The sequence below is a fragment of the Limnohabitans sp. genome, assembly GCF_040401135.1.
Lineage (GTDB): Bacteria > Pseudomonadota > Gammaproteobacteria > Burkholderiales > Burkholderiaceae_C > Limnohabitans.
In genome coordinates this window covers 90878-108504 of sequence record NZ_JBBAOV010000001.1, presented here as the reverse complement: position 1 = coordinate 108504, position 17627 = coordinate 90878, and the positions used below count along the sequence as shown (strand labels likewise).

Below are 17627 nucleotides of genomic sequence, written 5' to 3'. Positions count from 1 at the left end.
TTAATCCAATAGTTGGTTGATGCGGGCTGCCTCAAAATACTCTTGACGCGCGGCATCGGAAGGCACGCAATCAGGCTTGGCTTGACCTACAGACAGCTGTTCAATGGCTTTCCACAACAAAGCAATTTGGTGTTCTTGTGAGGTGGCGTTGTCAATCAAACCACGCATGGCTTGACTGACTGGGTCGTCATTTTGGGTCACGCCATAGGCGGAGAAGCCCATCTTTGAGGCGGCTTCTTCGCGTTTTGCATCTGTCTCAGCTTGGATGATGCGTGCAGGGTTACCCACCGCCGTAGCACCCGCTGGCACGGGTTTGGTTACCACGGCGTTGCTGCCCACTTTGGCGCCGTCACCCACGGTGAAACCGCCCAACACTTTGGCGCCTGCGCCAATAACCACGTCTTTTCCCAAGGTGGGGTGGCGCTTTTCGCCCTTATAAAGCGACGTGCCGCCCAAGGTCACGCCTTGGTAAATCGTGCAGCCATCGCCAATCTCGGCGGTCTCGCCCACCACCACACCCATGGCGTGGTCAAAAAAAACGCGGTCGCCGATCTTGGCGGCGGGATGAATTTCAATGCCTGTGAACCAGCGCGAAAGGTGCGAAATGAAACGACCCACCCATTTAAAACCCAGACTCCAACAGCCGTGCGCCAAGCGGTGCAGCAGCACCGCGTGCAAGCCGGGGTAGCAAGTCAGCACTTCCCAGCGGCTGCGCGCGGCGGGGTCGCGATCCAAGATGCACTGAACGTCAGAATTGAGGCGTGAAAACATAGTGAGGAGATTATCGTTGTCTCAGCCCTTGATTTTCGGCGTCCTGTCATGGGCCACTTGCGACATGGTTTTGGCTATGCCGCGCAAAATATGAATTTCCTCTTGCGTCACCTGCGCGCGGTTGAATAACTGGTTTAAGCGGGGCATGAGTTTTTTAGGCGCTTCAGGGTCTAAAAAGCCAATGTCCGTCAGTGACTGCTGCCAGTGGTCCAGCAAGCCTGCAAGTTGTTGGGCATCGGCCAAAGGCGTTGGCTCTTGCACTGCGGCAGATGCGTGATCGGTAGGCATCATCATCGTTGCCAGCCCGCCTAGGGCTTCCCGCCAGTCATAAGCTAGCACCTGCGCTGCCGCCGCCAAATTCAGTGAACCAAATTTAGGATCCGTCGGAATACTGAGGCAGGTGTGACAACGATACACATCCTCATTTAGCATGCCAAAACGCTCAGAACCAAATAAAAAGCCCACGCCAAAGTTTGCGTTTTGACCATGCTCGGCGGCCAAAGCAGCAAAGTGCGGACGGGGTTCAAGCGTAGGCGGGCCAAAGTCGCGGGGTGTCATGGCGGTGGCGCACAGATGATGCAGACCTTCAATCGCTTCATCCAAAGTCGCCACCACGCGGGCGTTGGCCAGCACGTCTAGCGCACCGCTGGCACGCTGGATGGTTTCTTCACGGCGCAGCACGTTAGCCCAGCGGGGCGCGACCAACACCAAATCGGCGAACCCCATCACCTTCATGGCACGGGCGGTAGCGCCCACATTGCCTGCGTGGCTGGTGTTTAAAAGAATGAACCGGGTTTTCATGGGGGTTGTGTCGGTCTTAGCGCGTAAAATAAGCATCATTGTCGCCGCCCGCATCGCCGGGCGTTTCTTTTTGGCCATCCAGACCAGCTCTTCACAAAATCTATGTTGTCCTCTTCTTCTATACACCCCATGCTCAATGTGGCCGTCAAGGCCGCACGCGCTGCCGGCGCCATCATCAACCGCGCCGCGCTCGACGTGGAAGCTGTGCGTATTTCACAGAAGCAAGCGAACGACTTTGTGACCGAAGTAGACCAAAACAGCGAGCGCATCATCATTGAAACCCTGCTGACCGCCTACCCCGACCACGGCATCTTGGCCGAAGAGTCAGGCTCCACGCATGGCAACCCTAACGCTGACCACATCTGGATCATCGACCCGCTTGATGGCACGACCAACTTCATCCACGGCTTCCCCTACTACTGCGTGAGCATTGCCTGCCAAGTGCAAGGCCGCTTAGAGCAAGCCGTCATTTACGACCCTACCCGCAACGACTTGTTCACCGCCACCAAAGGCCGTGGCGCTTACATGAACGACCGCCGCCTGCGCGTCAGCAAGCGCACCCGCTTGGAAGAGTGTTTGCTAACCACGGGCTTTCCGTTTCGTCCCGGTGACGATTTCAACAAATACCTCAGCCTCATGGGCGACATCATGCAGCGCACCGCAGGCCTGCGCCGCCCAGGCGCAGCCGCGCTTGACTTGGCCTATGTGGCCGCTGGCTTCAGCGATGGCTTTTTTGAACTGGGCTTGAAGCCTTGGGACATGGCCGCAGGCGCATTGCTCATCACCGAAGCCGGTGGCTTGGTGAGCAACTTCACAGGCGAAGGCCCCTACCTTGAGCACGAAGAATGCTTGGCAGCGGCCCCCCGCATTTATGCACAGTTGGTGCCTCTCACACAAAAATATTCCAAGTTTGCAAGCGCAGACGACAAACGTGCAGCCAGCTCAGCGGCAAAAACCTTGAGCCTGTCACGCCAAGCGCCAGACGCGCCGCTGTAAATCCCTCATCAACACTTTCTGGCAGGCACTGCGATGCGAGATTTGTCTGGGCACACCCCCATGATCCAGCAGTACTTGGGGCTCAAAGCTGACCACCCCGAGACGCTGTTGTTTTACCGCATGGGCGACTTTTATGAGTTGTTCTTTGCTGATGCCGAGAAGGTTACCCGCCTGCTAGACATCACACTCACGCAACGCGGCCAGTCCAACGGCGAGCCTGTGTTGATGGCAGGTGTGCCATTTCATTCGCTCGAAACCTACCTGTCTCGCCTCATCAAGCTGGGCGAATCCGTGGCGATTTGTGAACAAGTGGGCGACGTGGGAGCTAGCAAAGGCCCTGTCGAGCGCAAAGTGGTGCGCGTGGTCACGCCCGGCACGCTGACCGACAGTGCCTTGCTGAGCGACAAAACCGAAGCCTATGTGCTGGCCATTCACCAAAGCGAGCGCGCTGGTTGCGGCTTGGCGTGGCTCAGCGTCACGCAAGGCTTGGTGTATTTGGCCGAGTGCGACACGTCCGAGTTGCCCAACTGGATTGCCCGCGTGGCACCCAGCGAAATCATTTACAGCGCCGAAGTCAGCCCTGCGTTTGAACAACAGCTGAAAGGCTTTTGCGGCAGCCTAGGCCTGCCCGCCCAAGTGCGCCCAGCGTTTCAGTTTGATGCCGCTTTGGGTGGCCGCAAGCTGCTGGAGCATTTGCAAGCCGCGTCCCTGAGTGCTTGGAACGCACAAGATGTGATGCAAGCCCACGCCGCCGCCGCCGCACTGCTGGCCTACGCCGAACACACCCAAGGCCGCGCTCTCACCCACGTGCACGGCGTGTACGTGGCGCGCAACGATGCGTTGATTGACCTGCCGCTCACCACCCGTCGCAACCTTGAGCTAACCCAAACATTGCGCGGCGAAGACTCGCCCACTTTGTTCTCGTTGCTAGACACCTGCATGACGGGCATGGGTAGCCGACAGCTCAAAAACTGGCTGCTCACGCCCGAGCGCGACCGCACGCAAGCCATGCACCGCTTCGCCGCCATCGCAGCCCTGCAAGACAACCGCACCCAAAGCTACAAAGTGCTGCGCGAAGCGCTCAAAGGTTCGGGCGATGTGCAGCGCATCAGCGCCCGCGTGTCGTTGCGCCAAGTGCGCCCACGCGAACTGGTGTCGCTGGGCCAAGCGTTACAAAAGGCGCTGCGCATTCAACCGCTCATTCCGAGCAGTCCTTTATTGACGCAAATCGCCCAAGACATGGGCGTACCGCCCGAATGCGGCGCATTGCTCGAACGCGCGTTGCTACCTGAGCCCGCCGTCTTGGTGCGCGATGGTGGCGTCATCGGCCACGGCTACGACGCCGATCTAGACGAGCTACGCGCCATCCAAAACAACTGCGACGGCTTCTTGCTAGAGCTTGAAGCACGCGAACGCGCCCGCACCGGTATTGCCAACCTTCGCGTGCAGTTCAACAGGGTGCATGGCTTCTACATCGAAGTCACGCAAGGCCAAATAGACAAAGTGCCGGCCGACTACACGCGCCGCCAAACTTTGAAGAATGCCGAGCGTTTCATCACGCCCGAGCTCAAAACCTTTGAAGACAAAGCCCTCAGCGCCCAAGAGCGCGCCTTGGCTCGCGAGAAGTTTTTGTTCGAGCAACTGCTAGACACCTTGCAGCCCTTTGTGCCCGCCCTCACCCGCTTGGCGCAAGCCGTGGCGACGCTCGATGCGCTGTGCGCCTTGGCCGAGCGCTCGCTCACGCTGGGCTGGTGTGCGCCTGAGTTTGTGAAAACCCCGTGCATCGAAATTGCGCAAGGCCGCCACCCCGTGGTGGAAGCTCGCTTGGCCGAAACGCATGGCGTAGTGGCTGGCGGCGCAGCCAAAACCTTCATTGCCAACGACACGCGGCTGGGCCACCTGCACCGCATGCAAGTCATCACCGGCCCCAACATGGGCGGTAAGTCGACCTACATGCGCCAAGTGGCCCTCATCGTGTTGTTGGCCAGCATCGGCAGCCATGTGCCGGCCACTGCGTGCCGACTAGGGCCTATTGACGCCATCCACACCCGCATTGGCGCGGCCGACGATTTGGCCAACGCGCAATCCACCTTCATGCTGGAAATGACCGAGGCCGCACAAATCTTGCACGCCGCCACGCCACACAGCTTGGTGTTGATGGACGAGATTGGCCGCGGCACATCGACCTTTGACGGTTTGGCCTTGGCCAGTGGTATTGCCACGCACTTGCACGACAAAACCCAAGCCTTCACCCTGTTTGCCACGCATTACTTTGAACTCACCGAGTTCCCTGCCAACCACCGCGCCGCGGTCAACGTGCACGTGAGCGCGGCCGAGAGCGGCGCCAGCATTGTGTTTTTGCACGAAATTCAGCCCGGCCCCGCCAGCCGAAGCTACGGTATTCAAGTGGCCCGATTAGCGGGCATGCCCAGCGCGGTCCTCAGCCATGCCCGCCATGCCTTGGCCTCGCTCGAAGCGGGGGCCGATGCATCGAAGGTTCAAGTCGACCTCTTCGCCCCGCCCCCGTTGCAAGACGATGTGGGTCCCAGCCCACTGCAAGCCAAGCTAGCCGAGATCGATCCCGACAAACTAAGTCCACGTGATGCGTTGGACGTGCTGTATCAACTGAAGAAACTCTTATGAACCATTGCGTCGGCATCACGCTCATCTGATCAACATGACTCAACCGCTCATTGTTTTTGCTCACGGCAACAGTTTTCCCGCCTGCACTTATCGCGTCATGCTCGATGCCATCCGCGCGCGTGGCTTTCGCGTCGAGGCGGTGGATAAATTTGGCCACGACACGCGCTACCCCGTCACCGACAACTGGCCGCACTTAGTGCAGCAGCTGACCGACTTTGCCACGCCCTTGGCAGCGCAAAACGGCCCCGTATTTTTGGTGGGTCACTCACTCGGCGGCATCCTCAGCATGATGGTGGCGGCCAAGCACCCCAAGCTGGTCAGCGGCGTGGTGCTGTTGGATGCGCCCATGCTGGGTGGCTGGAAAGCCAAACTGCTGCAAGTGGGCAAGCGCGTACCCGGTGCAGAAGCCTTTTCGCCCGCCGCCATTAGCCGCAAACGCCGCACCACCTGGGCCAGCGAGGCTGAGGTGCTGGCGCACTTTCAAAGCAAAAAAGCATTTGCCAAATGGCACCCACAAGCGCTGCAAGACTATGTGCAATACGGTACGTACGATGAGCAAACACCCCAAGGCACACGCCGCGTGCTGAGCTTTGACCGCGACGTGGAAAGCGCCATCTACAACGGACTGCCCGACCATTTAGAAACTTACTTCAAACGCCACCCGCTCAAATGCAAAGCCGCCCTGATCGGCGGCTTGCAATCGCGTGAACTCAAACAAGTCGGCTTAGATTTCAGCCGTCGCGTCACGCAGGGTCGCGTGATGAAAGTGGATGGCACACATCTTTTTCCAATGGAGCATCCCTTGGTGGCAGCAGCGGCTGTGGAAACCGCGTTGCTGAACTTGATGGGCTGATCAAGCCGCCCAAGTCACCGTGCCGGTCCACGCGGTGACCAACACCACGATGCCAAACACAATGCGATACCAAGCAAACGGCACAAAGCTGTGCGTAGCGATGTAGCGCAGCAACCAACGCACACAAACCCAAGCGCTTAAAAAAGAGAAGACCAAGCCCACGGCAAACACAGGCGCATCGGCCATGCTAAGCAGCTCGCGTTCTTTGTAGAGGCTGTAGGCACCTGCGCCAATCAATGTCGGGATGGCCAAGTAAAACGAAAAGTCAGTGGCCGCTTTGCGCGACAAGCCCAGCAACATGCCACCAATGATGGTTGCGCCACTGCGGCTGGTGCCAGGAATCATGGCGAGGCATTGCACCAAACCCACCTTCAAAGCATCGATAGGCGACATGGCCTCCACCGTTTCAATGCGCGCTGGCTGAGAAGCTAGCTGCTCTTGACCTTCAGACTTGGCACGGCCCCAGCCTTCAGCCCACAAAATGATGAAGCCACCGATGATGAAGGTGCTGGCCACCACGGTGGGCGTGAACAAATGCGCTTTGATGAACTTGCCAAACAACAAGCCCAGCACCACAGCGGGCACAAACGCAATCAACACGTTCAAGGCAAAGCGACGCGCCTCAACCTGCGTGGGCAAAGCCACCACGGTGCTGGAAATTTTGTGCCAATAAACAATGATCACAGCAAAGATCGCACCCGTCTGAATGGCGATGTCAAACACCTTGGCCTTGTCGTCATCCATGCCCAGCAAAGCGCCAGCCAAGATTAGGTGGCCGGTCGACGAAATAGGCAAAAACTCGGTCAAACCTTCTACTACGCCCATCACAGCGGCTTTGAGCAATAAAACGATATCCATACAACTCCTTAAACTGGCGCAATTATCGAGGGTGCGCCCGCCTAAAATCATGAGATGACGAAACCCGCTACCCCTGCGACAGAACAAGACCACAAGCCCAGCAACTTTTTGCGCCAAATCATCGAAAACGATTTGGCCCAAGGCACTTACGCCCGCCGCCGCTGGGCGGGCAGCCCTGGTGACGCGGCGCATCACTCATTAGGCGCTCCAGACCCCGCCAAGATTCGCACGCGTTTTCCGCCCGAGCCCAACGGCTACTTGCATGTGGGCCACGCCAAAAGCATTTGCATCAACTTCGGCTTGGCACGCGACTACGGCGGCGTGTGCCACCTGCGCTTTGACGACACCAACCCCGAAAAAGAAGACACCGAATACGTCAACGCCATCATTGACTCGGTGAAATGGTTGGGTTTCGATTGGAACGGCTCACCAGATGCCGCGCCCTACCAAGCCAGCGACTACTTCGACTTCATGTACCGCGCTGCCGAGGCATTGATTGAAGCTGGCCGCGCCTACGTGGACGAACAAACGCCAGAAGACATGCGCGTTAACCGTGGCGACTTTGGCAAACCCGGCGTGGACAGCCCCTTCCGCACTCGCACCGTCGCTGAAAACTTGGCCCGCTTTCGCGAGATGCGCAGCGGCCATCTGGCCGACGGTGCAGCCGTGCTGCGCGCCAAGATTGACATGGCCTCGCCCAACATCAACCTGCGCGACCCAGCCATCTACCGCATTCGCCGCGCCACCCACCACCACACGGGCGACACCTGGTGCATCTACCCGATGTACACCTTTGCCCACCCCATCGAAGACGCGCTGGAGCAAATCACACACAGCATTTGCACGCTGGAGTTTGAAGACCAACGCCCGTTTTATGACTGGCTGATGGAGCGCTTGTGTGAATCGGGTTTGCTGGCTGCGCCGAGTCCAAAGCAATACGAGTTCTCGCGCCTCAACCTGACCTACGTCATCACCAGCAAACGCAAGCTGGCGCAACTGGTGAACGAGAGCAAGGTAAGCGGCTGGGACGACCCACGCATGCCCACCATCGTCGGCCTGCGCCGCCGTGGCTACACACCCGAAAGCCTGCAACTGTTTGCCGAACGCATTGGCGTAACCAAGAGCGACAGCTGGATTGACTACAGCACCTTAGAAGGTTGCCTGCGCGAAACGCTTGAGAACACAGCGCACCGCGCCATGGCTGTGCTGGACCCCGTCAAACTCGTGCTCACCAACTGGGAAGAGGTGATGGGTGTGGGCCACTTAGAGCCTTGCACTCAACCTGCTCTTCCGCACGTTGAAGAAGGTGCGGAGGTACCCACGCGCCATTTCAAAATTGGCAAAGAGGTGTGGATAGAGCGTGATGACTTTTCTGAGGAGCCACCCAAGGGATACAAACGTCTCTACCCCGGCAACAAAGTGCGCCTCAAAGGTGGCTACGTGATTGAATGCACGGGCTGTACCAAAGACGCAGCGGGCGTGATGACGCAAGTGCAAGCCACCGTCATACCCGACACCAAGAGCGGCACCCCCGGCAGCGCCACCGTTAAGGCCAGTGCCGCCATTACTTGGGTGGGCGTGAATGACGGTTTGCAAGCCGAAGTGCGGTTGTATGACCGCCTGTTCACCGACGCACAACCCGACGCAGGCGGCAAGGACTTTTTGGCAGCCCTCAACCCCGACAGCCTGAAAGTAGTAACCGCTTATTTAGAGCCATCATTGGCCCACGTGCCCGCTAGCGCGCACTTTCAGTTTGAACGCCACGGCTACTTTGTGACCGACCGCGTGGACCATGCGGGGGGGAAGTTGGTGTTTAACAAGATCACGGGACTGAAGGACACTTGGGCGAAGTAAAAATATAGCACGTCCACAAACTATTCAAATTTTCTTACCCGCTGGTGACCCGCGAGGTATGAGAGTTGCAGAAATCACAACTCGCATCGTGCGTGTGATTGAAGTGCCGCGCAGCCAGCTAGGCGAATTCGTGAAGATGCCCGAGGCCCAACAAGTGGGCGTTTATTTTTGATGGGTGAATCACCTGAAGCAGGCCTGCCCCGTGCCTACATAGGCCAGTCTGGCAACGTTGGGACCCGCCTGGTCCAACACAACCAAAGCAAAGACTTTTGGAACCGCGCATTTGTTGTAATTTCTCTCACCAACAGCATGACGCAGACTCATGCGCTGTTCTTGGAATGGTTTGCTATTTCAGAAGCAACAAAGGCCGGACGCTACACACTAGAAAACGGCAACACTGGCGCACGCCCTCACACACCAGCGCCACTTGAAGCAGATTGCCATGAAATTCATGAAACTGCGGCGACATTGCTTGCAACTATGGGTCAACCCATCTTTGAGCCGCTCACGAATACATCTGCCAGTTCAACTGAAAAAGAATTGTTCTATTGCAAAGGGCCTGATGCAAATGGTTCAGGTGAGTACACGAACGAAGGTTTTGTAGTTCTCAAAGGCTCACGTTGCCGAATCGAAATCGTTGCATCAATCCAAGGTACATCGCATGCAAGATATAGAGAACAACTGATTAGTGAAGGGATCATGAAACTTGAGGATGGTGTCTATGTCTTCAATCGTGATCATCTTTTTTCGAGTCCAAGCATGGCGGCAATGGCAGTGATGGGACGATCCGCGAATGGATGGGTCGAATGGAAAACGATGGATGGCCGCACACTCGATGCCGTCAAGCGCCAAGTCGTTGAATCTACAGAGTAAAGACTCAATAAAGTTGTCCCTTGCCTCTGTGCATGAACCTGTGGACAACACCATGGATATCCTGCTAAGCCTAGATGTCATGCGACTTGGTAGACATTGCCTTTTAAATAGGCTCTGGACAAACAAGCATTCCAGCCGCCGAGAATAGTCACAAATCAAAGGCTCGTTAAACTACTCACATGCGCCCGTCCCTTGCCCTTAGCCAACACCGCGAAGCCGTCTGCCTTGCTGCAGCACGCTATCGCGTGGCAAATCCACGTGTGTTTGGGTCGGCCTTGCACGGTAACGATGCCGATGGCAGCGACCTCGATTTGCTGGTCGACCCATTGCCAGGCGCTACGTTGTTTGACTTGGGCGGGTTGCAAGACGAGCTACAAGCGCTATTAGGCGTGCCTGTCGATGTGCTGACGCCCAAAGATCTTCCAGCAAAATTTCGCGACATCGTGGTTCACGAAGCTCGCCCTATATGACGACGAGCCGCCTGCCCGATTACTTAGATCACATGCGGCAGGCAATTGCTGATGCTCAGTCGTTCACCGAAGGCATTGCACAGCAAGATTTCAAAATCGACAAACGCACGCAACAGGCCGTGGTTATGAGCTTGATTGTTTTAGGTGAAGCCGCTACCAAAATCATGGATCAATATCCCGAGTTTGCTGGCCAGCACGATGAAATCCCTTGGCGCAATATGCGAGGTATGCGCAACCGCATTGCACACGGTTATTTCGATATCGACCTTGATGTGGTTTGGGACACGTTGCACGCAGCACTACCCGCTCTTAAAACTCAGCTTGACGCATTGCCTGCAATTTGATTTTGCGCAGGTCGGGTACACAGCCCCCCCCCTACCTCAGCGGTTCAAGGCTGGAAAAACTACAGCTAAGTGTTGCTGGCTAACCACCCAGGCAGTTCGTGACCGAAGTGAAGTAATTACTTCTTCTCGACAGGATTAGCCGTCAATAACTGGGCCGAGTACGCCCGCATAAACTCCCGCGCTTTCTCAGGCCGCGTGTTGAGCCACGCGTCATAGGCGCCTTCGCCCAAAATGACGGGCATGCGTTTTTCGTTACCGTTTTGTTGATAGCGATTTAATAGCGCATGACTGTTGGCGTTGACAGTGAGCAACGTGAAGCTGATGATTTCTGCGTCGTCTTTGGCCCAGCGCTCCCAAATACCTGCCACACCCATGGGCTTACCGTCCACACGGGTGATGCGCGTGGGCACGGCTTTGCCGCTGCGCCAGTCGTCTTCAAAAAACGCCATCATGGGCACGATGCAGCGCTGGCCAGCCAGCCACGCATCGCGAAAGTTGTTGGAGGTGGTGACGGTTTCAGAGCGGGCATTAACCATCTTGGTGGAACGAAGCTTGGCATCAGATGCAGACTTGACCCATTGCGGCACGAAGCCAAACTGGCCTACAGCTATTTCGCGCATTGGCGTTGAGAGCGCCTTTTCAAGCGCCGCCTCATCAGGCGTAGCATCATTAGCAGCGCCTTCGGCCGCAGGCGCATTGCGCACAAACACACCCAGTTTTCGCGGCCACAGGTCGCGTTCAAAGGTAATTTCTGGAGCAGCCACATCAAAGGCATCGGGATACATCGCGGCGTTTTGCACGCTTTCAAAATGGGCAGTCATGCGGGCATGGTAGCCGCCTGATACGCTCTTGCCTTCATTCGCTTTTCAACCTCCATGCTGATTCGTTTTAACAAGCCCTACGGCGTCCTGAGCCAGTTCACCCCCGAGGGGAAATGGTGCGGCCTGAAAGATTTCATTTCCCTACCCGGCGTTTACGTGGCGGGCCGCTTGGACGCAGACAGCGAAGGCCTGTTGCTGCTTACCGACGACGGCCAATTGCAAGCCCGCATTGCCGACCCACGCTTCAAGATGGAAAAAACTTACCTTGCGCAAGTTGAAGGCGTGGCCGATGAAGCCGCACTTCAGGCGTTGAGCCAAGGCGTGATGCTCAACGACGGCTTGACGCTTCCCGCCCACGCCCGCGCCGTCGAGCCGCCCGCCCACTTGTGGGAGCGAGACCCGCCGATTCGCGAACGCAAAGCCAAACCCACCTCATGGATAGAGCTGACCATCCGCGAAGGCCGCAACCGCCAAGTACGCCGCATGACCGCTGCCGTGGGTCTGCCTACGTTGCGCCTGATACGCACCCACATCGGCCCCTACAGCGTGATGGATGTGCCTTTAGGAAATTGGCGAGAGACTGAATTAACATGACGCTGTCTCGCATCGAGATAATTACAAAGAAGGTGATATGGCCAAAGGCGAACAACACAGTAAAAAAATGACGAAAAAGCCTAAGAAGGACACGTCACCCCCAAAGACCTCCGTTTCGGATCGTCCCAACCCACCCACCACATTCGTCGCGCCACGCGGCAAAATCAAGCCTAAGTAATGCCTGCTGACGCTATCGCTGCACTTCGCACCTCACTGGCGACTTTGCGCAGCGATGCCACCACAGATCGAACGTTTGTCCAAATGGCGCGTTCGAAAGAGGATTTGTTCAAAACCCTGCCACCTCAGTTTGAAGATGTGTGGCTGGGTTTGGTGGACCGACTGGAGTCCAGCGCCTTGTTCAACGAAGAAAGCTGTTCGTTCAGCCAAACCGATTTGCTAGACAAACTCGCGCTGGTGCTGGACAAAGCGGAAGCGGCATTGACTTCCTCGAATTAAGCACCTAAGCATGACCGCCTCCAATAACTTCCAAGTCTTTACTGTCAAGGTCGCGCCTGCAGGCCTGCAATACGACGTAGAGGGTGACCTCACCCTTTTAGAAGCCGCCGAGATGTCGCGCATCGAACTGCCTAGTTCTTGCCGCAACGGCACTTGCCGCACCTGCGTGTGCCGGTTGGTAAGTGGTGAGGTGGCCTACACCATCGACTGGCCGGGCCTGAGCGCCGAAGAAAAGGACGAAGGTTACGTGCTGCCCTGCGTGGCTCGTCCTACAACGAATGTGGTGCTGGAGCAAACACAGGCACGCGCGACATAAAGCCTATTGACGCCGCCCACACATGAACCCGATATACGAAGACGAACACCTGCTGGTGTTTGAAAAACCCAGCGGCCTGCTGTCTGTGCCGGGCCGTGGGCCAGAGAAGCAAGACTGCCTGTCCAAGCGCGTTCAAGACATTTACACCGACGCGCTGGTGGTGCACCGACTCGACCAAGACACGTCGGGCCTTATCGTGATGGCACGCGGCATTGAGGCACAACGCCGCATCAGCCGATTGTTTGAAACCCGTCAGGTCAGCAAGCGCTACATCGCGGTGGTGGCAGGCAACCCGCTGCTTACCCAAGCGCATGTGCCAACCAACGAGGAAGGCTGGCGGGCGATTGAGGGCAACATCATGCTCGACTGGGAACGCCGCCCCATTCACATCATTCACCCGAATGGCAAGCCAAGCCTCAGCTTATGGCGCATGGTGCAAGTGGGCGACAACGCCAGCTTGATTGAGCTAGAGCCCTTCACCGGCCGCACGCACCAGCTGCGGGTGCACATGCAAAGCCTGGGACACCCGATGTTGGGCGATTCGCTCTACGCGCCGCCCGACATCTTGGCGCTCACCCCGCGCTTGATGCTGCACGCGCTAGAGATCGGGTTTCCCCATCCATTCAGCGAAGTGCCCATGGCTTTCAGCGCGCCGGTGGCTTGGTCTGCTGCAAACCCCTACGATTTAGGGGCAACAACGTAAGACATCTGTAGCCCAAACGGCGCAAACTTATTTGGTTCAACTTTTATTACTGGAGACAAAAATGCGTGAAGTAGTTGTGGTCAGCGGCGTTCGTACAGCCATCGGTACCTATGGCGGCAGCCTGAAGGACATTCCCCCAAGCGAGTTAGCAGCGCAAGTGGTGCGGGAATCTTTAGCGCGTGCACACATTGACGGCAAAGATGTCGGCCATGTGGTGTTCGGCCATGTGGTGAACACCGAAGCCAAAGACATGTACCTGTCGCGCTTGGCCGCGGTGAACGGTGGCTGCGCTGAAGGAACACCTGCTTTCAACGTCAACCGTTTGTGCGGTTCTGGCTTGCAAGCCATTATTTCGGCCAGCCAATCCATCATGTTGGGTGACTGCGACATCGCCATTGGCGGCGGCGCTGAAAACATGAGCCGTGGCCCTTACGCCAGCCTGAGCGCACGCTGGGGCGCACGCATGGGTGACACCAAGATGGTCGACATGGTGGTGGGCGCATTGCACGACCCCTTCCACACCATCCATATGGGCGTGACTGCTGAGAACGTGGCCACCCAATTTGGCATCACCCGTGACATGCAAGACGCTTTGGCCGTCGAAAGCCACAACCGCGCCCAACGCGCGATCGAGGCTGGCTATTTCAAAGACCAAATCCTGCCGGTGATGCTGAAGAGCAAAAAAGGCGACGTGGCCTACGCCACCGACGAGCACTTCCGCCCCAACTGCAAGCTGGAGGACATGACCAAGCTCCGCCCCGTGTTTGTGAAAGAAAACGGCACGGTCACGGCTGGCAATGCTTCTGGCATCAACGACGCCGCCGCCGCCGTGGTGTTGATGGAAGCTGGCGCAGCCAAAGCCCGTGGCGCTAAGCCTCTGGCTCGCTTGGTGTCTTATGCGCACACAGGTTTGGATCCAAAAATCATGGGCATGGGCCCAGTGTCTGCCTCGCGCTTGGCCCTGAAAAAGGCGGGCTTGACCACCAACGACATGGACGTGATCGAAGCCAACGAAGCCTTTGCAGCACAAGCCTGCGCAGTCACCCAAGAGCTGGGCCTAGACCCCTCCAAAGTGAACCCCAACGGTTCGGGCATTTCTTTGGGTCATCCCATCGGTGCGACCGGTGCATTGATTACAGTTAAGGCCCTGTATGAACTGCAACGCATCAATGGCAAGTACGCTTTGGTCACCATGTGTATTGGTGGCGGCCAAGGTATTGCTGCTATTTTCGAGCGTCTTTAACTTGCCATGACCAGCCCAACCGAACCTAGTTTTATTCAACGCGAAGCCAACCAATTCGCACTGCTAAATCAAGCTCGGTTTGGGCCGTTTTTCTGGACTCAGTTTTGCGGTGCGGCGAATGACAATCTGTTCAAGTTCGCCTTCACCGTGATGGTGACCTACCAGCTCAGCGTGAGCTGGTTGCCCGTTTCTTTAGCGGGCTTGGTGATTGGGGCACTGTTCATCCTCCCCTATTTGTTGTTCTCGGCCACCAGTGGCCAGCTGGCCGAAAAATACGAACACACCGTCATCATGCGGTGGGTAAAAAACTGTGAAATTGGCATCATGGTGCTCGCCGCTGTGGGATTTATGACCCAGCAAGCCGCGGTGTTGCTGTTATGCACTTTTTTGATGGGTCTGCACTCCACCGTGTTTGGTCCAGCTAAATATTCATACTTGCCACGCGTGCTCGATGAGCACGAGCTGACGGGCGGCAACGGCATGACCGAAATGGGCACGTTTGTGGCCATCTTGCTTGGCAATGTGGCGGGTGGTTTGTTGGTGGCAATTCCAGAGATTGGCCACGCCACAGTGGCCGTGGCTTGCGTGGCCGTGGCTGTGTTGGGTCGCTGGATGAGTGGACGCATTCCGCCGCTCACGGCAACGCACCCGGATGAGGCCATCAACTGGAACCCCATCACCGAAACCGTGCGTAACCTACGCTTGGCGCGGGCCAACCCCAAGGTTTTTCAAACCCTACTGGGCATCAGCTGGATGTGGTTTTTTGGCGCGGTGTTTTTAAGCCAGTTTCCTAGCTTTGCCAAAGAGGTGTTGCACGGTGATGCGCAAGTGGCTTCGCTGTTGTTGGTGTTGTTCTCGGTGGGCATTGGCGCGGGTGCACTCTTGTGCGAATACCTCAGCCGAGGGCGTGTAGAAATTGGCCTGAGTCCTTTAGGTGCCATCGGCATGACGCTGTTTGCGGTGGACTTGTACGTGGCTGCTGGCCAACTGCCCGTGTCTGAGCTGATGGGCGTCAGCGCGTTTGTGGCACAAACTGCGCACTGGCGCATCATGGCCGATTTGCTCCTGCTGAGCCTGTTCACAGGCATTTACAGCGTGCCCATGTATGCGCTCATTCAAATTGAGAGCAGAGCACACGAAGTGGCCCGCATCATTGCGGCCAACAACATCATCAATGCCATCTTCATGATTGCAAGCTCGCTCATCGCCGGAGTCATGCTAAGCGTAGGCATGACCATCCCTGATATCTTCCTGTGGACCGGCGTGGCCAATGCCGCTGTGACGCTGGCCATCTTCATGGCCGAGCCCAGTTATTTGCACCGATTTGCAGCTTGGCTGCGCGGGGTTTGACCCAGCGCAAAGTAACGCCGGTTGATTCAACTTAAGCTTAACGCACCAATAAAAAATACAAAGCGTCCTCTTTCCAAAGCCTCTGATGTCCAACACCCTCACCGCCACACTGCCCACACGCGAAGTCACCCTTGCTTGGTCTGACGCGTTGTCCCTTGAGCTGGACTTCATGGACGACACGCACCGCGAGTTTGTCGACTTGTTGGCCGCCGCCGAACTGGCAGATGACGACACCTTGACCGAGCGCTTTGCAGCGCTGATTGAGCACACCGAAGAACACTTTGGCGGCGAAGACAAGTGGATGAAAGACACCAAGTTTTCATCCACCAACTGTCACACCACACAGCACAACGTGGTGCTGGAAGTCATGCGCGAAGGCTTGCGTCGTGGCCGCGAAAAGGGAGACATGGCCGTGATGCGTCAAATGTCGCACGAACTGGGCATTTGGTTTCCCCAACACGCCCAAACCATGGATGCGGCTTTGGCCCTGCACCTGCGCCGTGTAGGCTATGACGCTGAGACTGGCATCGTCTCAGCGCCTGATGCCTTACCTGAAGATGAGATTCACGGCAGCGGCAGCTGCGGCGATAGCAGCTGCGCTTAACTTTTAAGCGTAACGCTGACGCGCCAAAGCAGCGCCAGCCGCCAAGGCCTCTAGCTTCTTCACCGCCACCTCGCGGCTCATCGGTGCCAAGCCGCAATTGGTGCAAGCAATCAAACGGTTCTTAGGCACGTATTTCAACGCCATGCCAATCGTGTCGGCAATTTGTTCTGGCGTTTCAATCACATCGCTGGCCACGTCAATCACGCCCACCATCACGTCTTTGCCTTCCAGCAAAGCCATCATCTCGGGCGGCACATGTGAGTGGTAGCACTCTAGGCTGACCTGTTGAATGCTGCTCTTGGCCAATGCGGGCAATACTTTTTCGTATTGACGCCACTCGTCGCCCAAGGTCTTCTTCCAGTTGTTATTGGCTTCGATGCCGTAGCCGTAGCAAATATGAACGGCGGTGGTGCAGGTCAAGCCTTGTGCGGCACGCTCTAGCGCTTTAACGCCCCAGTCTGCGGCTTCTTCTAGGTAGACGTTGAATGCGGGTTCGTCAAACTGAATGATGTCCACACCATCGGCTTGCAGGGCCAAGGCCTCTTGATTCAACAACTCGGCAAAGGCAAACGCCATGTCGATGCGGCCTTGCACCGCGTCTTTGCCCTTACCGTAGAAACGGTCGGCCACGGTGTCAACGATGGTCATGGGGCCGGGCAAGGTGAATTTGAGCTTCTTTTTGGTGTGGGCGCGAGCCAGCTGAGCTTCAAACGCATGGACGCGTCCTTTCAACTTCAAAGGTGCGATGACTTGCGGCACTTGAGCGTCGTATCGGTTGTTGCGAATACCCATGGTGACTTTGTTTTCAAAGTCGATGCCCTCGATTTGTTCTAGGAATCCGTGCACAAAGTGTTGACGCGATTGCTCACCGTCGCCAATTACATCAAGACCGGCATCTTCTTGGGCTTTGATCCACAGCAGCGTGGCATCAGCTTTGGCTTGCAACAGGGCGTCGCCTTCGGCCTGCCACTTGGGCCAGAGTTTGTTGGTCTCGGCCAACCATTCGGGTTTGGGCAAGCTGCCAGCGATTGCGGTTGAAAACATGGGCGGGTCTCCAGTCATTTTGTTGAAAGTAAG

General features: G+C 56.9%; 18 protein-coding genes and 1 pseudogene. 14 read left to right on the top strand and 5 right to left on the bottom strand.

Annotated features, from left to right (window positions below; translation table 11 throughout):
• Both cysE and ABWP81_RS00515 read right to left on the bottom strand, forming a co-directional pair.
• Positions 1–771 (bottom strand): serine O-acetyltransferase, encoded by a 771-nt coding sequence (gene cysE / locus ABWP81_RS00520; RefSeq protein WP_353133680.1) that lies wholly within the window; start codon positions 769–771, stop codon positions 1–3.
• A gap of 21 nt (positions 772–792) precedes the next feature.
• Positions 793–1572, bottom strand: coding sequence for an RNA methyltransferase (locus tag ABWP81_RS00515; RefSeq protein ID WP_353138186.1), 780 nt, complete (start codon positions 1570–1572; stop codon positions 793–795).
• A gap of 102 nt (positions 1573–1674) precedes the next feature.
• Between ABWP81_RS00515 and ABWP81_RS00510 the strand changes: the two genes are divergently transcribed.
• Genes ABWP81_RS00510 through ABWP81_RS00500 form a run of 3 tightly spaced genes read left to right on the top strand, consistent with a single transcriptional unit; the run spans position 1675 to position 6064 of the window.
• On the top strand, positions 1675–2568 hold the full coding sequence (locus ABWP81_RS00510; protein ID WP_502905495.1) for an inositol monophosphatase family protein: 894 nt from the start codon (positions 1675–1677) through the stop codon (positions 2566–2568).
• 33 nt (positions 2569–2601) lie between these two features.
• Entirely contained in the window at positions 2602–5211 is a 2610-nt protein-coding gene (gene mutS / locus ABWP81_RS00505) for a DNA mismatch repair protein MutS (RefSeq protein WP_353138183.1), read from the top strand.
• A 34-nt stretch (positions 5212–5245) separates the two neighbouring features.
• Positions 5246–6064, top strand: a complete 819-nt coding sequence (locus tag ABWP81_RS00500; RefSeq protein WP_353138180.1) for an alpha/beta hydrolase — start codon at positions 5246–5248, stop codon at positions 6062–6064.
• Here ABWP81_RS00500 and ABWP81_RS00495 read toward each other — a convergent pair whose 3' ends face one another.
• Positions 6065–6922 carry an undecaprenyl-diphosphate phosphatase gene (locus ABWP81_RS00495; RefSeq protein WP_353133670.1) on the bottom strand — a complete coding sequence of 286 codons (858 nt, stop codon included), beginning with the start codon at positions 6920–6922 and terminating at the stop codon, positions 6065–6067.
• A gap of 54 nt (positions 6923–6976) precedes the next feature.
• Here ABWP81_RS00495 and ABWP81_RS00490 point away from each other — a divergent pair, with 54 nt between their 5' ends.
• The 4 genes from ABWP81_RS00490 (at position 6977) to ABWP81_RS00475 (ending at position 10463) form a co-directional block, all read left to right on the top strand.
• Positions 6977–8776: a glutamine--tRNA ligase/YqeY domain fusion protein gene (locus tag ABWP81_RS00490; RefSeq protein WP_353138177.1), complete on the top strand. Its 1800-nt coding sequence runs from the start codon at positions 6977–6979 to the stop codon at positions 8774–8776.
• 171 nt (positions 8777–8947) lie between these two features.
• A complete protein-coding gene (locus tag ABWP81_RS00485; RefSeq protein ID WP_353138174.1) occupies positions 8948–9649 on the top strand; it encodes a GIY-YIG nuclease family protein in 702 nt (233 codons plus the stop codon).
• 179 nt (positions 9650–9828) lie between these two features.
• The gene (locus tag ABWP81_RS00480) at positions 9829–10119 is read left to right on the top strand and encodes a nucleotidyltransferase family protein (RefSeq protein ID WP_353138171.1); all 291 of its coding nucleotides are present in this window, start codon (positions 9829–9831) and stop codon (positions 10117–10119) included.
• On the top strand, positions 10116–10463 hold the full coding sequence (locus ABWP81_RS00475; RefSeq protein ID WP_353133295.1) for a HepT-like ribonuclease domain-containing protein: 348 nt from the start codon (positions 10116–10118) through the stop codon (positions 10461–10463). The genes ABWP81_RS00480 and ABWP81_RS00475 overlap by 4 nt, the downstream gene beginning before the upstream one ends.
• Positions 10464–10579: 116 nt before the next feature.
• On the opposite strand, the gene ABWP81_RS00470 is transcribed toward ABWP81_RS00475, so the two are convergent.
• Entirely contained in the window at positions 10580–11284 is a 705-nt protein-coding gene (locus ABWP81_RS00470; protein ID WP_353138169.1) for an SOS response-associated peptidase, read from the bottom strand.
• Between the two features lie 54 nt (positions 11285–11338).
• Between ABWP81_RS00470 and ABWP81_RS00465 the strand changes: the two genes are divergently transcribed.
• The 7 genes and pseudogenes from ABWP81_RS00465 to ABWP81_RS00435 all read left to right on the top strand — a co-directional run bounded on the left by ABWP81_RS00465 (position 11339) and on the right by ABWP81_RS00435 (position 16550).
• Positions 11339–11878, top strand: a complete 540-nt coding sequence (locus tag ABWP81_RS00465) for a pseudouridine synthase (protein ID WP_353138166.1) — start codon at positions 11339–11341, stop codon at positions 11876–11878.
• A 177-nt stretch (positions 11879–12055) separates the two neighbouring features.
• Complete coding sequence (locus ABWP81_RS00460; RefSeq protein WP_353138163.1) at positions 12056–12334, top strand: hypothetical protein; 279 nt, start codon at positions 12056–12058, stop codon at positions 12332–12334.
• A 10-nt stretch (positions 12335–12344) separates the two neighbouring features.
• Positions 12345–12650, top strand: a complete 306-nt coding sequence (locus tag ABWP81_RS00455) for a 2Fe-2S iron-sulfur cluster-binding protein (protein ID WP_353138160.1) — start codon at positions 12345–12347, stop codon at positions 12648–12650.
• Between the two features lie 22 nt (positions 12651–12672).
• Positions 12673–13353: an RluA family pseudouridine synthase gene (locus ABWP81_RS00450; protein ID WP_353138157.1), complete on the top strand. Its 681-nt coding sequence runs from the start codon at positions 12673–12675 to the stop codon at positions 13351–13353.
• Between the two features lie 61 nt (positions 13354–13414).
• Entirely contained in the window at positions 13415–14596 is a 1182-nt protein-coding gene (gene bktB / locus ABWP81_RS00445; protein ID WP_353138154.1) for a beta-ketothiolase BktB, read from the top strand.
• A gap of 6 nt (positions 14597–14602) precedes the next feature.
• Positions 14603–15934 (top strand): annotated as a pseudogene (locus tag ABWP81_RS00440) (MFS transporter); the annotation flags it as partial.
• 97 nt (positions 15935–16031) lie between these two features.
• Complete coding sequence (locus ABWP81_RS00435) at positions 16032–16550, top strand: hemerythrin domain-containing protein (protein ID WP_353138151.1); 519 nt, start codon at positions 16032–16034, stop codon at positions 16548–16550.
• 3 nt (positions 16551–16553) lie between these two features.
• Here ABWP81_RS00435 and ABWP81_RS00430 read toward each other — a convergent pair whose 3' ends face one another.
• On the bottom strand, positions 16554–17594 hold the full coding sequence (locus tag ABWP81_RS00430; RefSeq protein ID WP_353133271.1) for a methionine synthase: 1041 nt from the start codon (positions 17592–17594) through the stop codon (positions 16554–16556).
• Between the last annotated feature and the right edge of the window lie 33 nt (positions 17595–17627).

Coding starts and splice junctions, on each gene's coding strand:
- cysE (WP_353133680.1), bottom strand. CDS start 771: ATGTTTTCACGCCTCAATTCTGACGTTCAGTGCATCTTGGATCGCGAC.
- ABWP81_RS00515 (WP_353138186.1), bottom strand. CDS start 1,572: ATGAAAACCCGGTTCATTCTTTTAAACACCAGCCACGCAGGCAATGTG.
- ABWP81_RS00510 (WP_502905495.1), top strand. CDS start 1,675: ATGTTGTCCTCTTCTTCTATACACCCCATGCTCAATGTGGCCGTCAAG.
- mutS (WP_353138183.1), top strand. CDS start 2,602: ATGCGAGATTTGTCTGGGCACACCCCCATGATCCAGCAGTACTTGGGG.
- ABWP81_RS00500 (WP_353138180.1), top strand. CDS start 5,246: ATGACTCAACCGCTCATTGTTTTTGCTCACGGCAACAGTTTTCCCGCC.
- ABWP81_RS00495 (WP_353133670.1), bottom strand. CDS start 6,922: ATGGATATCGTTTTATTGCTCAAAGCCGCTGTGATGGGCGTAGTAGAA.
- ABWP81_RS00490 (WP_353138177.1), top strand. CDS start 6,977: ATGACGAAACCCGCTACCCCTGCGACAGAACAAGACCACAAGCCCAGC.
- ABWP81_RS00485 (WP_353138174.1), top strand. CDS start 8,948: ATGGGTGAATCACCTGAAGCAGGCCTGCCCCGTGCCTACATAGGCCAG.
- ABWP81_RS00480 (WP_353138171.1), top strand. CDS start 9,829: ATGCGCCCGTCCCTTGCCCTTAGCCAACACCGCGAAGCCGTCTGCCTT.
- ABWP81_RS00475 (WP_353133295.1), top strand. CDS start 10,116: ATGACGACGAGCCGCCTGCCCGATTACTTAGATCACATGCGGCAGGCA.
- ABWP81_RS00470 (WP_353138169.1), bottom strand. CDS start 11,284: ATGACTGCCCATTTTGAAAGCGTGCAAAACGCCGCGATGTATCCCGAT.
- ABWP81_RS00465 (WP_353138166.1), top strand. CDS start 11,339: ATGCTGATTCGTTTTAACAAGCCCTACGGCGTCCTGAGCCAGTTCACC.
- ABWP81_RS00460 (WP_353138163.1), top strand. CDS start 12,056: ATGCCTGCTGACGCTATCGCTGCACTTCGCACCTCACTGGCGACTTTG.
- ABWP81_RS00455 (WP_353138160.1), top strand. CDS start 12,345: ATGACCGCCTCCAATAACTTCCAAGTCTTTACTGTCAAGGTCGCGCCT.
- ABWP81_RS00450 (WP_353138157.1), top strand. CDS start 12,673: ATGAACCCGATATACGAAGACGAACACCTGCTGGTGTTTGAAAAACCC.
- bktB (WP_353138154.1), top strand. CDS start 13,415: ATGCGTGAAGTAGTTGTGGTCAGCGGCGTTCGTACAGCCATCGGTACC.
- ABWP81_RS00435 (WP_353138151.1), top strand. CDS start 16,032: ATGTCCAACACCCTCACCGCCACACTGCCCACACGCGAAGTCACCCTT.
- ABWP81_RS00430 (WP_353133271.1), bottom strand. CDS start 17,594: ATGTTTTCAACCGCAATCGCTGGCAGCTTGCCCAAACCCGAATGGTTG.